We start from the raw sequence: 14,246 nt of genomic DNA on the forward strand, positions 1-14,246 counted from the left end.
TCACACCCCGGAGAGCGAATGGAACACCGCGTTCGTGATCGTCTCCAGGTCGTCCGGCCCCAACTGGGCCGTGAGCCTGAGGCGTACGGCGTTGATCAGCTGGTCGGGTGAGAGTTGACGGCCGGCGGTGGTCAGTCCCTTGTACTTTTCCAGGACGTCCGCGACCTGGGAGAGGTCCTTCAGCTCGGGGACGTGTGCGCGGAGGATCTCGTGGAGGCGCTCCCCCTCGGGCCGTTTGAGGGTCAGGAAGAGACAGCGACGGCGGAAGGCCGGGGGAAACTCCCGGTCGCCGTTGCTGGTGAGGATCACGAGGGGGAACTGTGCGCACCGGACCCGGCCGTCGTGCACGGGCACCCGGTCGTTGCCGTCCCAACTGAGCACACGGACCGGCGACTCGGCGACCCTGCGCAGCTCGGGGATCTCGTAGCCGCCCGTTTCGAAGACGTGCAGCAGGTCGTTGGGCAGGTCCACGTCACTCTTGTCGATCTCGTCGATCAGCAGCACGCGGGGCCTGCGCCGGGGCAGCAGCGCGTCTCCCAGCGCGCCGAGCCTGACGTACTTGCCGATGTCCTCGTGCCGTCCGATGTCCCCGGACCGGCCGACGTCCCCGGACCGGCCGACGTCCCCGGACCGGCCGGTGCCCTCGGCCCCTCCGGTGTGCTCGGACCATCCCGCGTCCTTGCGGGTTCTGGTGTCCCCGGGGCCACTCCCCGGCCGGCACCACGCCGCGTCCGGGGGCACGGTCTTGCGCAGGTTCATGTCGTGCAGGCGGCCCAGCACGTCGTATTCGTAGAGCCCTTCGCGCAGAGTGGACCGGCTGGTGATGCCCCACCGCAGGACAGGTCCCAGGCCGAGTTCCCGGGCGACGGAGGCCGCCAGGGTCGTCTTTCCGGTACCGGGCGGACCGGTGACCAGCAGGGGCCGGCGCAGCTGGATCGCAGCGTTCACGAGGTCGTGCGCCTCCCGGTCGCCGCGATAGGCGACCGCCGCCTGTTCGTCCCACGACGCCGCTTCCCCGGTCTCCGGTGGCGGCACCGGGAGACGGCTGTTCGAGGGGTCCCGCGAGCGCAGTGCCGTCTCCTTCTCGGGGGGCACCAGCTTGTGGAGTCCGAAGGAGCGCCAGGGCGGAGGCTCGGGAATGCCAGGGGGCAGGTACGCCCGGGTGCGGGGCTCGCCCCAGTGTCCGCGGTAGACCCACCAGTCGGGAACCGCCGAGGCGGCGACCGGCCCATCCGTCATTGCTCGTCCCTTCCGTGCATCCGTCCTTCTGAACATCCGTCCCTGCGGTGCTCGCGGGCCCCGGCCCCCTGGGGGCCGCTCCTCCGGTCAGGGCGGATTCAGGGGTCTGCGGAGCCGGGGAGAACGGCGCGGGTCGTCGAAGAGCACGACCATGTCCCGGAACACCTCGGCCTCGGCGCCGCCCGTTCTGCGGAGGTCGAAGACGATTTCGGGCAGGTCGTGCAGGGGGCGGCCGTCGAGTCGCCGCAGCAGGCTCTCCCGTACGAGCACGCCGTCGCAGACCGCGCCGTCGTCACCGCCGCGCTTGCAGCCGTCGGCCGGGGGCCGGGCCGGCCATATGGCCAGCAGGGCACCGTTGTTGAGGGCCGTACCGACGAGATCGACGTGCGCCTGGTCGGCCAGGGGGCGGGAGAGCACGATGCCGGCACACGGGTCCGCGCCGCAGTCCGCGCCGCCGTCGGCTCCGGCCGCGGTCGACGCGCTTCCGGCACCGTTGACCGCGTTCAGGGGGAGGGCGGAGCCCTCTGGGCCGGCGTGCCGCTCGGATTCCGCTTCGCCCGTGGGACAGGACGGGGCGCAGACGGTCCACTGCAGTCGTGCCGCGGGGACGGAGTCCAGGAGAGAGGCCCTGCCCTGCCAGCTCAGTGCCTGCGGGCCTCCGTGGTGGCGCCAGCCGTCGCGGAGCACCACCGGTCCGCCGTCCCCCAGCGACGGCGCCCTCCCGCTGGGCACCGAGAATCTCGGCAGGGTGTCGAAGCGGTGGCCGAACAGGTCACGGTCGACGATGAATTCCACCCAGGCGCCGTCGAGCGCGGACTGCACCTTGGCGTGGGCCCTGCCGTAGATCAGCTTGACGAGGTGGGAGAACTCGTCCTTGCGCCAGCTCTGCCTCGGCAAACTGATCCGCTGATGCTTGTGTCCCGTGTAGAACCACGCCTTGGCGCGATAGAGCGGCCCTCGGATGCTCCGGGGCTCGGCGCGCTCGGCGGAGGCCTCGCCGTGGCTCAGCTCGTCCAGCCGTTCCAGGTCTATGACCAGGTGTCCGCGCCGTCTCTCGGGCGTGGGCGGAACGGACACTTCCGCCAGTGGCGGGAGGTCCTTGTCCGTGGCCCAGGACGCGTACCACTGGTGGATGCCGTCCCGCAGACGCTCGAGGCGTGCGAGGACGACACAGAGATCGGTGATGCAGTGGGTGCCGTCCGCGCGGTGGGGCAGTTCCGTCACCCGCACGGCCATCTGGGGCAGGGTCAGGTTCTCGTCGACGGCAAGACGCGGGCCGTAACGGTGCAGCCACTCCCACACCGCGTCCTCCTCCTTTGGGGTCAGGCCCGCCCCGCTCAGCGTCCGGCACAGCGTCTCGGCCTGGGTGACGGTGAGCGCCACGCCCGGCAGGAAGTTGCGGTCCACGAGCCTGTCGCCCTGGTGGCTGATCCAGTAGTGGGTGGGAATCTGGCCGTATTCGGGATCTCCTTGTCCGTAGCCCTCACGGAAGCGTGCCGCGAGATCGACGGCGGTCTGCCGGATCTGTTTCAGATCCAGCGCGCCGCCGGTCGGCAGCGCTTCCAGTACGTCCAGGAGCCGACCGGTGAACACTCCGCCCCTGCCCTCGTCGAAAAGGGCCTGCTCGCCGTGGCGGGCGCCGTAGAGCACGAGCCCCAGCCAGTCCGGATGGGGGACGGTGCCGGCGGCGACGGTCAGGGTCCGGGCACCGCCGTCGGCGGTCCTGGTGGTGTCCGCTTCCCGGCAGGCGTCGATCACGAACAGCTGGCGTCCGGGTCTGCCGGGGCCCGCCATGCCGCGTTGCAGGTCCTCGAGTGCGACGCGCTGATTGTGGGGAAGGTACAGCAGGTGGCCGGCGGGGTTCTCGCGGCTGATCCCGCCGTGCCCGATCCAGTAGAGGACGAAGGCGTCGTCCTCCCCGAGTCCGCCCGCAGGGTGGGGACCGGCCGGGCCGAAGAACTCGAGGATCGGGACAAGGTCGGCGGATGCCAGATCGGTTCGTACGTCGGCCGGTACGCCGGCCCGTCCGGCGCCGGCCGAGGCCGCCCGCAGCCGCGCCGACACCGACTCCTCCAGCGACTCGGCGGCGGGCGGCCGGCCGGGCCGCGAGTCGGACAGGGGCTCGGGCGGCGGGGCCGGCTGCGGGCCGGACAGGTGGTCGGCGTTGGTCAGGAAGGTGACGGAGCACGGCTCGTCGACGTGGTTCACCAGCCAGGACGCGAAGCGGAGGCCGGAGGCCAGGGAGCCGGGCATGGGCCGCAGCGACGAGCCCTCGTACGTCTCCGGGCACACCACCAGAGCGCGTACGACCATCGATCAGCACTCCTCGACAGCCGTGCGCACCGCGTCGTAGACGCGCGGTGTGGTCCAGTAGGCGCCGTGCGCCCGGGGGAACGGCTCACGGGTGTCGACCTCGACGTCCGTGACACGCCCGGCGAAGTGGTCGTCCGCGGGGAAGGCCAGGAGGTCCTCCTCGTCGACGACGTTCACCCAGCGGGCCCGGAAATGGTCCGGCAGGGGTGCGCCGAGGCGGTGCGTCGCCAGCGCGTCCAGGCCGTACAGGTAGGGAACTTGGCTGCCCACGGTCACCAGCAGCCGTACGTTGGGCAGCGCGTGGGCGACCAGGCTCTCGAAGCAGGCGATTCCGCCGAGGCTGTGCCCGAGCAGGACCACCGGCCCGTCGATCTCCCTTACCCGCTCGGCCAGATAGGTCCGCAGCGGCTTGCCGCGGGCCTGGTAGAGCAGGATGTCGCCGAGCGCCGGTGTGGCGCGGGCCAGCAGGGTGCTCCGGTGCCGCCGGACCACCGGACGGGCCATGTGCTGTGCCGTGGACCAGGCGACGGCCCGGGCCCTGTCGCCCATGCCGAGGGCGGCCCCGCCCAGCCGCTTCTCCATGACGCGGCACAGCGTGTCGCGTTCCGCGGCGGACACGAGGACGGGGCCACCGTCCCGTTCCCGGAACCTGATGTACGCGGCGGTGACGGACCGCGCGACCAGGTCGTGCGACGCCCGTGCGGCGAGAAAGGGGAGGGCCACTGCGAATTCCCGGGCATGCAGCAGTTCCGTGACGGCTGCGCGGAATTGCTCGCCGGGTTCGCCTGCCGGAATCAATTCCCCGACTTCCGGATCGTCCGGCATGGCGCCGATACGCGTCCTCAGCAGGTCCAGCGCCCTCGGCGAGGTGGCGGACGCGTCGTCGGAGGCCGCCAGGACCGCCGTCCGGATCTCGTAGAGCGGATCGTCGTACAGCCGGGCCCACACCGCCCTCTCCACATCCGACCAGGTCACTCCGTGCCCCTCGGGGGCCCAGGCGGGTCCCGTGCCGTCCCCCGCGTCGGTCTCGTCCGCCGGAGTCACGCCCAGGACGTCGCCCCAGGAGCACGTCTCCACCACGGTGTCCGGCAGCACTTTCCGGAAACCGTCCACGAGGGTGTCGAGTGCTTCCCGCTCGCGTTTCGACCGAACGCCCGTTCCGTGAACGAACAGAATCGTCTTCATACTTCTTCGCACATGTCCCCCCACCCCGGTGCCGCGACCATGAACACCGCGACGGCCGCCAACGGTAGCGCGACCCGAGGAATCCTCTCCGCACATTCCTTGAATTCATCTCACCCGGACGAGGATTCACCTTTCCGGAAAGACGATGGAGCCCAATCGATCAGGAACAGACAGAGCGAAAGAACGCGTCGGCGGGGATTCACCCGCAGCACACGGACCGGTCCGAGCTTCTCACCGGTGCGCATGCCGACGAGGTGCTGGAAGCGGGGAACCACGCCGCCGGTGCGGTACATGCCCACGCTGCCGTCGGCGGAGACCGCGGCACCCTCGCCCGTCCGGTCCCGGCGGCCGGCCCCGGACAGCGGCCCGGTGGGATCGAAGCGCGGTATCCGATTGCCCTGCGGCGATCGGTGCATGAGCGTCTTGGCCCGGTCGTCGAGCGCCGCCTGGTCCATCAGCCGGCCCTCGGTGTCCCTCTGACGCGTCCCCCCTTGCGGAAGAACGCGGAACCCCCGTCGCTGCCGAAGACCTCGATGTGGCCGTTGTACGAGTAGGCGAGGACGTATCCGCCGCTCCTGCTCAGCGCCGCGACCTCGAGGTCGCCGATGTCCACGGCGGAGCAGTTCTCGCCACCGTCGGAGGTGGAGCAAACGCTCACCGTGGTCTTGCACCGCAGTGCCAGGCGACTGCCGTCGGAGCTGAAGTCGACGTCCGAGGAGCAGTCGATGTCATCGTCCGGATCTGCGTCGACGCTGAAGGCGCGACGCCTTCCCTCCTGGGCTCCGGGGCTGATCGCCCGGACTTCCGTGAAACCCCCTCTCCCAGGGCACACGTCGCGAAGAACCTCCCGTCGGGAGAGACGAGGGAGGTACCGTCCTCGGACCAGGAGGCGATGCGCTTGCCCGAACCGCTGACCAGCCGGAGGTCCCCACCCGGGCGGCTGAACAGTACGTGTCCCCTGTCGGTCAGCTGATCCGGTACGAAGCCGTCGCCCGGCCCGCCAAGGGCGGTCTTTCCTGGCATGGCGTGCGGTGCCGTCGGCGTTCCCGCGGGGTAAGGGGTGCTGCCGAGGCTCGGTCAGGCCTGAACCGGTGGCCGAGCGGGCCGGGCGGCCGTCGTGGTGCCGGGCCCGCGCAGGAAGCGGATGACCGGGTGGCCGGGATGCCGCGTCACCTCGGCGCGGACGCCGTAGACCTCCTCGATGAGGGCGGGGGTGAGCACGTCGGTGGGATGGCCCTCGGCGAAGGCGCGGCCGTCGCGCAGGACGAGGAGCCGGTCGCAGTACATCGCGGCGAGGTTGAGGTCGTGCAGGGCGATCACCGTGGTGACCGGCAGGCCGGCGATCAGGTCGAGCAGGTCCAGCTGGTGCTGGATGTCGAGGTGGTTGGTCGGCTCGTCCAGCAGCAGTTCGCGCGGTTCCTGGGCGAGGGCGCGGGCGATCTGGGCCCGTTGGCGTTCGCCGCCGGAGAGGGTGTGCCACGACTGGGCGGCCCGGCCGGTCAGACCGGTGCGCGCCAGGGCGGCGGTGACGGCCCGTTCGTCGGCGGCGGACGCCGGGTTCCAGGCGCGGCGGTGCGGGATGCGGCCGAGAGCGACGACGTCGCGGACGGTCAGGTCGGTCTGCGTGTGGGCGTGCTGTTCGACGGTGGCGACGCGGCGCGCGACGGCCCGGCGGCCGATCTCGGGCAGGGGCCGTCCGTCGAGCTGGACGACGCCGGCGGCCGGCGCGAGGACGCCGGCCAGCAGGCGCAGCAGTGTCGACTTGCCGGAGCCGTTGGGTCCGATGAGGCCGACGGTCTCGCCGGGGCACGGGGCGAGGGTGACGCCGTCGACGATGAGGCGGCCGTCGGCGCGTCGGCCGACCCGGTCGGCCCGCAGGCCCCCGTCCGGACGGGTACCGCCCGCTCCCGGGTCGGGACTGTGCTGGTCGGGGCTGTGCTGGTCGGGGCAAGGGCTGTTCATGTCTTCCTCCGGCCTCGGTGGAGCACGACGATGAAGGCCGGTACGCCGATGAGGGACGTCACCACGCCCACCGGGACCTCCTGAGGGTCGACGACGGTGCGGGCGAGGGTGTCCACCCACACCAGGAACACCGCTCCGGCCAGCGCGGTGACGGGCAGCAGCCGGGCGTGGCCGGCGCCGGTGAGGGCGCGGGTGGCGTGCGGCAGGACGAGGCCGACGAAGCCGATCGCGCCGGCGCAGCTGACCAGGACGGCGGTGAGCAGTGCCGTGGCACAGAGCAGTACGAGGCGGGCGCGGGCGATGTGCACACCGAGGCCGGCGGCGGCCTCCTCGCCGAAGGCGAAGGCGTCCAGAGTGGTGGAGTGCCCGAGGCAGGCGACGAGGACCGCGGCGAGAGCCACCGCGCACAGCAGCACCTGGCCCCAGTCGGCGCCGGCGAGCGAGCCGAGCAGCCAGAACAGCACGCCCTTGGTGGTCTCGGCGTCGGCGGAGGTCAGCACGATGAACGAGGTCAGCGCGGAGAAGAGTTGCATGGCCGCCACGCCGGACAGCACCACCCGGTCCATGCTTCCGCCGAGGCTGTGGCTGAGCAGCATCACGAGCGCGAAGGAGACCAGGGCGCCGGCGAAGGCGCCCGCCGACAGCGACACCGCCCCGCCGCCGATGCCGAGCACCACCACGGCGACCGCGCCCGTGGACGCCCCTGAGGACACGCCGAGTACGAACGGGTCGGCGAGCGGGTTGCGCAGCAGGGACTGCATGACCGCGCCGCACAGGGCGAGTCCGGCGCCGCACAGGGCGGCGAGCAGGGTGCGCGGCATCCGCAGGTTCCACACGATGCCGTCGCGCAACGGCGTCAACGTGCTCTCGCCGCCGCCGAGGTGGGCCACCACCGACGCCCACACGTCGGCGGTGGAGATGTCGGCGGGCCCGATGGTCACGGCGACGGCGACGGAGGCGGCCAGCGCCGCGAGCCCGCCACCGGCCGGCAGCAGGGTGCGGAGGCTCACTTGGTGAGCCCGAGGTCGCGCAGGCCGGCGGCGACCTGTTCGATCCCTTCCACGGTGCGGATGGAGGGGTTCATCGCCTGGCCGCTGAGCAGGACGTACCGCTTCTCCTTCACCGCGGCGAGGTGGCGCGTGGCCGGATTGGTCTCCAGGAAACGGATCTTCGCCTCGGCGGTTTCCGCGGTCTGGGACTTGCGGGTCAGGTCGCCGAGGACGATGACGTCGGGGTCGCGGTCGGCGACGGTCTCCCAGTTGATCTGCGGCCACTCGTCGTGAGTGTCGGAGAAGACGTTCTCCGCACCGGTCTCGCGGGTGATGGCACCGGGGGCGCCGCAGCAGCCGGCCAGGTAGGGCGACTGCGAGTTGGCGAACCAGTACATGAGGGAGATGCCGGAGGCGTCCAGGCCGTCGGTGGCCTTGCGCACCCGCTCCTTCAGCTCCGCGACCAGTTCTTCGCCGCGTTCCTCGATGTCGAACGCCCGGGCGAGGTCGCGTATTTCGCCGTAGACGGTGTCGAGGCCGAGCGGCTTGCTTCGAGAGCCGTCACCGCCGCTGTCGTTGTCCTTTCCGGCAGAGCAGTCGGCCGGTGAGACGTACGTGGGTACGCCCAGCTTCTCGAACTGCTCACGGGTGGCGACGCCGCCCGTGCCGAGCGTGGAGACGAAGGAGGCGGTGACGAAGTCGGGTTCGGTGTCCAGCACCTTCTCGAAGGACGGGCTGCTGTCCGCCAGGCGGGGCACCGACGCGTCGGCCTCCTCGAGGCCCTTCATCACCGGGTCGGTCCAGGTGGCGGTGCCGGCCATGCGGTCGGCGAGGCCGAGGGAGAACAGGATCTCGGTGGTGCCCTGGTTGAGGGAGACGACCCGCTGGGGTGCGGACTTCACCGTGACCTGGTGCCCGCAGTTGTCGAGGGTGAGCGGGTAGCCGGACGCGGCGGGCCTGTCCGAGCCCTTGCCGGCGTCGTTGTCGCCGGAGCCACCGCCGCAGGCGGTGAGCAGCAGGGCAGGGGCGAGGAGAAGGGCTGCGGCGCGGCGGCGGGGAACGGGGAGAGCACGGGGCACGGGGACGCCTTGCCTGTCGGGGCTCGTACGCGGAGCCTGGCCTGCAAAGGACCCCACCGCCCATGGCGGCGGGGTGCCAGCAGGTCTTCGGACTCGGGTTCGTCCGGACGGAGCGCCTTCCCGGGGCAGTGCGCGCCGTCCTTCCGGCCGGCCCGCCGCCCCAGTGGCGTCATGAATGCTCCGCCCGTCCCCCTCACCGCTGCGCGTCAGTTCCGGATTCTCACCGGATTCCCTGGCCTCGGATGTGGCACGACTGGCCCCGGAAGCGTATCAAGATCGTCGGTCGGGCGGCCTGGACGGAGCGTGTGGGGTTGCCGTACCCGGTGCCGTCGGTGGCGGTGGTGGCGAGCCGGTCGGGCGTGGTGGCGAGCCGGTCGGGCGTGGTGGCGGGCCAGAGGGTTCGGATGAGCACGCTGCGGCCGTTCTCGCGGGTGGGCGGACGTCTCCCGCCGGGCCGTACCGACGTGGGCAAGGACCTACTGGCCTCCTCCAGCTCCGGGCCGGTGGGCACGGTGCTGGGCGGGACGCCCCTCCCCCGGCCCGCTCGCTGCTCGGCGTCCGGCCCGCCTGCGGACCGCCGTCGAGCAGGCACACCTGTCCGGTCCGGCCCACGAGGAGCAGGAAGCCGACGCGCGCGCCCGACACGCACGAGGACCCGGCGCGCCCGGCCAGTCCTTCCCGGCATGGGAGCGGGACGGTGCGCGCACTCGACCGGGCGGACGCTCTCACCGGTTGCTCCGCAGGTGACGCACGACCAACAGGGTGGCGCACACCGCGGTGACCAAGCCGGCAACCAGGTGCACGCCGAGACCGGCCCCCATGGACGAGGCCACCGTGTTGCCGACGACGCTGATCGTCAGGACCAGCCAGAGCAGGGTGCGGATCACGACCGCGCCGCCGTTGTGGTCCGGTGCCGCACCGCGGTCGGCGACCTGCGTGAAGCGGGAGGCATCGGTGTGCGTCATGGAGGACTCCTTCGTCGAAGTGTGCGAGGTCGTCGACGCTACGGACCGGTGCCCTGCGGGCCGATCCCCCGGGCCGCCGAATCGGTGGTACAGCAGGCTGTACCGTCTCGCCCTCGCCCTCCGCCCGCGGAGGCAACGGCACCCTGGCCCCGAACGGGCCGCGGCCTGCGCCGGCGCCACCCACGGAGCGTTCGGTGCCGGCCGTCGCAGGTGCCGGCCGTCGCAGGCGGCGGCGCCCATGCGCCGGACGGCCGTGCGCGCCCTCCCCCCGTGCGCTGTCCCTCGGACGGTCAACGGCGGCGCAGTGAGGGGTCGAGCAGCGCGGGCGGGGTGTCGTTCTTCTCGTGCGCGGCCAGGTCGGTGCCGGGGGCTACGACGGCGTCGATCGCGTCCAGTACGTCGGCGGGGAGCACGGTGTCGGCGGCGGCGAGTTGCGAGCGCAGGTGGTCCAGTGTGCGAGGGCCGATCAGCGCGCTGGTCACAGTCGGGTGCGCGGTCGCGAATCCGAGCGCCGGCTGGATCATGGTCAGGCCGGCCTCGTCGGCGACCTCGGCGAGTCGCTCGACGGCGTCGAGCCTGGCCCGGTTGGAGGGGATGGTGGTGTCGAAGCGCTGCGGCATGAACGTGGAGCGGTTGGTGGCGACGTCCCGACGGCGAACCGGATCCGGTTGGCGACCGAGCCGCCGTAACGGTCCGTGCGGAGGGCGGCGTTCACGGCGCGGTGCGAAGGGCCGGCAGGGCAGGGTCCACTGCCTCACTCGTTCCTGCACCGCGGGCCCCACCCGCACCTGATCCTCACGACGCTGCGCAGGCACCTCGTCCGGAGACGTCCGGCACCCCCTGCCGATGCCTGGACATCGCGCCGGGCCCGCCCGCACTTCTGACGGGCCCGGCGCGGTTCACCCTCTTACCGGGTCTTCACGTGGCCGTACGCGTCTCCTGGTCGGCCACGGCCGGGCCTTCCATGACCACCTCGGAGGGCCTGCTGCCCCGGTCCATCAGACCGCCCGTGAAGGCCAGGCCGAGGCCGGCCAGGGCGAGAGCCGCACCGGCCAGGCTGGGCGCGGCCCAGCCCCAGCCCGCCGAGATGACCAGGCCGCCGATCCAGGCACCGCCCGCGTTGGCCAGGTTGAACGCGGAGTGGTTGGAGGCCGCCGCCATCGTCGGAGCGTTCTTGGCCTTGGCCATGAGCAGCATCTGGACGGGCGTGGTGATGAGAGAGCCCATCGCGCCGATGACGGTGATCGTCACCAGGGCGGGCACGACGCTGTGCACGGTGAAGTAGAACGTCACCAGTGCCGCGGCGAGCAGCGCCAGGCCCGCATACAGCGTCGGCCGCAGGGCACGGTCCGTGAGCGGACCCGCGATCAGTGTGCCGAGCGTCATGCCGACGCCGTAGAGCGCGAGGACCAGAGTGGTCGAGGAGTCCGATATCCCCGTCAGATGCGTCAGCATGGGCACCAGGTAGCTGTAGACGGCGAAGAATCCGCCGAACCCGACCACGGCGACGGCCATGCCGATCGCGACCTGCCTGTTGCCCATGGCCCGCAGCTCGGTCCGGATGCCGGACTGCCGGCCACGCGGCTGGTGGGGGACGAAGCAGGCCAGCATGACGAGGGCGACGAGTCCGATGACGGTGACCGCCCAGTAGGCGGATCGCCAGCCCAGCTGCTGCCCGAGGGCCGTGCTGGCCGGGACTCCGACGATGTTGGCGACGGTGAGACCGAGGAACACCCTCGAGACGGCACGTGCCGCGCGCCCCGGGGCGACCAGTCGTGAGGCGACGACGGCGCCCACGCCGAACAGCGCTCCGTGCGGCAGGCCCGCCAGGAACCGTGCGGCGAAGAGCAGGCCGAAGTCGGGAGCGAGCGCGGACGCCGCGTTGCCGACCACGAACAGTCCCGACAGGAGAAGCAGCAGTCGCTTGTGGGGCATGCGCGCACCGATGCCCGTCAGCAGGGGCGCGCCGACGACGACACCGAGCGCGTAGGCGGAGACGAGGTTGCCGGCGTGCGGCACGGACACACCGATCCCGTCGGCGATCTGGGGCAGCAGCCCCATGGTGGCGAACTCGGTCGTGCCGATGGCGAACGCGACGACGGCCAGGGCCAGCAGAGCCAGCGGCATGGTGCGGAACAACTTTTCGAAGGCAGCGGTAAGGAGCGGGGAACAGGGGGCGACGTCGGCCCCTGGCCCCAGAGCTCAGAATTCTCGGCCCATGGCAATCGTTGCGGGTTCGAGCTGCACGCCTGGGCGGCGGCGCCGCGGGCACTCCCGCGGACCGGTGATCATTCAAATAATTGACTGGTCATATATTGACACGTGGCAACGTTGTCCACGGTCCCACAGCGTTTCGCCCCCTTGCTCACGGCGCCCCGGGTCCGGCGCAGAGGAGGCGGTGTGCCGGCCGTCACGTTCCCGCCGCCCCGGCGGACGGCGGGAACCGTACGGAGGCCAAGGTCGAGTGCTGCTCCCCCGTCACCGCACGGTGGGCTCGTACGTCCAGCGCAGCAGGGCACCGAGACCGCCCACCGGGATGTCGGCGTCGTCCCCCGCGCCTTCTTCGGCTGCCTCGAAAACCTCGGGAGCATCGGAAACATTCCGAGGATCCAGTGGCGGAACGACCAGCACGTCGGCGGTCGTGACGGCGGCCGACCGCAGCAGCGCGTCGTCCGCGCGGGCGGAGACGGGATCGCTCTCGCCGAGGATCTGCGCATCGGTCCGGCGCACCGCCACCTGATCGGGCTCCGCGCCCACCCACGTCTCACGGCTCAGGTCCGGCCCGTCGGGCCGGATCAACAGGGTGTCGATACGGTGCTCGCGTGCCGCCTCCACCACGGCCGGGACGCCCTCGACGGCGTCCGTGGGCCGGTCGGTGCCCACCCGTCCTGCGCGGAAGCGTTCCAGCACCTCGTCCACATGACGGCGGGTGTACTGACTCCGGGCCTGCTCGATGGCCTGCTCGAGTGCGGGTGAGGACGAACCGGCGGCACGGCCTCCGTGCTCGGTCTCCACCGTGACCCCGCGGACGGCGTCGGGGAGCCTGTCATGCACCGCCGGCCGTTCGCGGGGGTCACCGACCAGCACGACCAGATCGGCGCCGGACTCCTCGTACGCTCCGGCCAGCGCCCGCGCGATCTCGTCGGCGTTGTGCTCCCAGGTGTTCTCGGCCTTGAGCTGGAAGTGCCGCTCGGACCAGTCCGCCGTGGGCGTGCGGTGCATCGGCCGCTGCCGGCCCTCCACCTGGCCGGCGTCCCGCGGGCGCCCGGCCGCCCCGCGCACCTCGAAGTCCGCCCCGGCCCGGTCGACGTACGCCACGAGGCATACGGGATCCTGACCGGCCAGTTCCAGCAGCGGGGTCAGGCGTGGCAGAGGACCCCAGGCCGTGATGTGCCGCTGCGGGGGCCGGGAGAGACGATGCCCGAGCACGACCTCGCCACCAGCGGCGAAGACCACCCGGCCCGCCGGGTCCTCCGCGGGGCTCACGCCCATCAGGTCGTCGTGGACCGCCTGCGTGGTCGCCTCGTCAGCGCCGTACTCCTCCAGTGTCCGGCAGGCTTCCCGTACGGACAGTTCGCGCCGCTTGGCGCCCGACTCGTCGTTCTCGCCGGGGCCGAAATAGACCGTCGCCCAGGGGCCGGGACGGTCGAAGAGCGGCTCAAGGAATGACAATTGCATGGTTCCTCCCCATACGTCCCAGCGGTTCTGGGGCCGAGTGCCCGCACGGCGGCCGGGGACACCCACGGTTGCGCGACGTGTCCTCCCCCCGGAGGGCCGGTCAGGCCGCCTTGGCGGCAGCGAGCGCCTCGTCGGCCAGCGGCTTGTCGAGGGCTGCGTGGACGAGGCCGTCCGCCGGCCGGGCCATGTCGCGCCGGGCGACGAACCCGTCCGGTCTTTCGGGCGAGGCCGGCAGCAGGTCACGCGGTACCGCCTCGTACGCCCCGTGCGACCGTGCGCGTCGAGGGCCGAGCGGGTGACCGTGTACGTGCGGGCACGCCGTTCAAGAGGCGGGCGAACCCCAGCAGGCCGACTCGTGGGTGTGCGGCCCGGTGGGCGATGGCGAGTTCGTCCGTCCGCACGGCCGGACCGCGCCACTGCCTGAGTCGGTCGCTGCATCGTGCTACCGCGTTGTGGCCCCCCGATCCGCCTCTCGACGTGTCGGCATGAGGGCTGCGCACACCCCGACGCAGAACTATGGTGTCCCACCACATGTGCGCCTGACCTGCGTGTTCCTACGATGTGTCGACAATTCATTCGATCGGAGCTGCGACCTGCTGCTTTCCCGCCACCGAGCCCCCCGGAGTCAGCACCGAACCAGCGCCGGAACAAATCGGGCCGGGTGAGGAACGGGGACGTGCCCGATCCGACTGGCTGCGGGTCCGGCCACGGATGTCAGGAACCGTTGTCCGGGTCGCCAGGCATGTGACCGCTGTGAACTCATCGGCAACGGCGTGTACGCCCTGTTGCGGCGCCCGGGCAGTCCGCCGCGCTGCGTGCCGACCGTCACTGCTGCC

11 protein-coding genes, 1 pseudogene and 1 riboswitch are annotated in these 14,246 nt (G+C 71.9%); all 12 genes and pseudogenes read right to left on the reverse strand.

All coding sequences use genetic code 11. The features are described 5' to 3' along the window. The 12 genes and pseudogenes from ACFWVE_RS10920 to ACFWVE_RS10975 all read right to left on the reverse strand — a co-directional run bounded on the left by ACFWVE_RS10920 (nt 1) and on the right by ACFWVE_RS10975 (nt 13,410). Nucleotides 1–1,239 carry an AAA family ATPase gene (locus ACFWVE_RS10920; protein WP_384010695.1) on the reverse strand — a complete coding sequence of 413 codons (1,239 nt, stop codon included), beginning with the start codon at nt 1,237–1,239 and terminating at the stop codon, nt 1–3. A gap of 87 nt (nt 1,240–1,326) precedes the next feature. Continuing rightward, complete coding sequence (locus ACFWVE_RS10925) at nt 1,327–3,552, reverse strand: caspase family protein (RefSeq protein WP_384010699.1); 2,226 nt, start codon at nt 3,550–3,552, stop codon at nt 1,327–1,329. Nucleotides 3,553–3,555: 3 nt separating this feature from the next. Then, on the reverse strand, nt 3,556–4,737 hold the full coding sequence (locus ACFWVE_RS10930) for a hypothetical protein (protein WP_384010703.1): 1,182 nt from the start codon (nt 4,735–4,737) through the stop codon (nt 3,556–3,558). A 110-nt stretch (nt 4,738–4,847) separates the two neighbouring features. Beyond that, a complete protein-coding gene (locus tag ACFWVE_RS10935; RefSeq protein ID WP_384010707.1) occupies nt 4,848–5,192 on the reverse strand; it encodes a hypothetical protein in 345 nt (114 codons plus the stop codon). Then, nucleotides 5,192–5,395 (reverse strand): hypothetical protein, encoded by a 204-nt coding sequence (locus ACFWVE_RS10940; RefSeq protein WP_384010710.1) that lies wholly within the window; start codon nt 5,393–5,395, stop codon nt 5,192–5,194. The genes ACFWVE_RS10935 and ACFWVE_RS10940 overlap by 1 nt, the downstream gene beginning before the upstream one ends. Nucleotides 5,396–5,814: 419 nt before the next feature. Next, the gene (locus ACFWVE_RS10945) at nt 5,815–6,699 is read right to left on the reverse strand and encodes an ABC transporter ATP-binding protein (protein WP_384010714.1); all 885 of its coding nucleotides are present in this window, start codon (nt 6,697–6,699) and stop codon (nt 5,815–5,817) included. Then, nucleotides 6,696–7,709, reverse strand: a complete 1,014-nt coding sequence (locus ACFWVE_RS10950; protein ID WP_384010718.1) for a FecCD family ABC transporter permease — start codon at nt 7,707–7,709, stop codon at nt 6,696–6,698. Before ACFWVE_RS10950 ends, ACFWVE_RS10945 begins: the two co-directional genes overlap by 4 nt. After that, on the reverse strand, nt 7,706–8,767 hold the full coding sequence (locus ACFWVE_RS10955; RefSeq protein WP_384010720.1) for an ABC transporter substrate-binding protein: 1,062 nt from the start codon (nt 8,765–8,767) through the stop codon (nt 7,706–7,708). The genes ACFWVE_RS10950 and ACFWVE_RS10955 overlap by 4 nt, the downstream gene beginning before the upstream one ends. 60 nt (nt 8,768–8,827) lie before the next feature. Then, a riboswitch (cobalamin riboswitch) is annotated at nt 8,828–9,040 on the reverse strand. Nucleotides 9,041–9,492: 452 nt separating this feature from the next. Further along, a complete protein-coding gene (locus tag ACFWVE_RS10960; RefSeq protein WP_384010724.1) occupies nt 9,493–9,732 on the reverse strand; it encodes a hypothetical protein in 240 nt (79 codons plus the stop codon). Between the two features lie 290 nt (nt 9,733–10,022). Beyond that, nucleotides 10,023–10,382: pseudogene (locus ACFWVE_RS10965) on the reverse strand (aldo/keto reductase); the annotation flags it as partial. A gap of 268 nt (nt 10,383–10,650) precedes the next feature. Next, nucleotides 10,651–11,859, reverse strand: coding sequence for an MFS transporter (locus ACFWVE_RS10970; RefSeq protein ID WP_384010729.1), 1,209 nt, complete (start codon nt 11,857–11,859; stop codon nt 10,651–10,653). A 351-nt stretch (nt 11,860–12,210) separates the two neighbouring features. Beyond that, entirely contained in the window at nt 12,211–13,410 is a 1,200-nt protein-coding gene (locus ACFWVE_RS10975; RefSeq protein WP_384010733.1) for a Vms1/Ankzf1 family peptidyl-tRNA hydrolase, read from the reverse strand. Between the last annotated feature and the right edge of the window lie 836 nt (nt 13,411–14,246).

Source organism: Streptomyces sp. NPDC058632, from assembly GCF_042717095.1.
Lineage (GTDB): Bacteria > Actinomycetota > Actinomycetes > Streptomycetales > Streptomycetaceae > Streptomyces.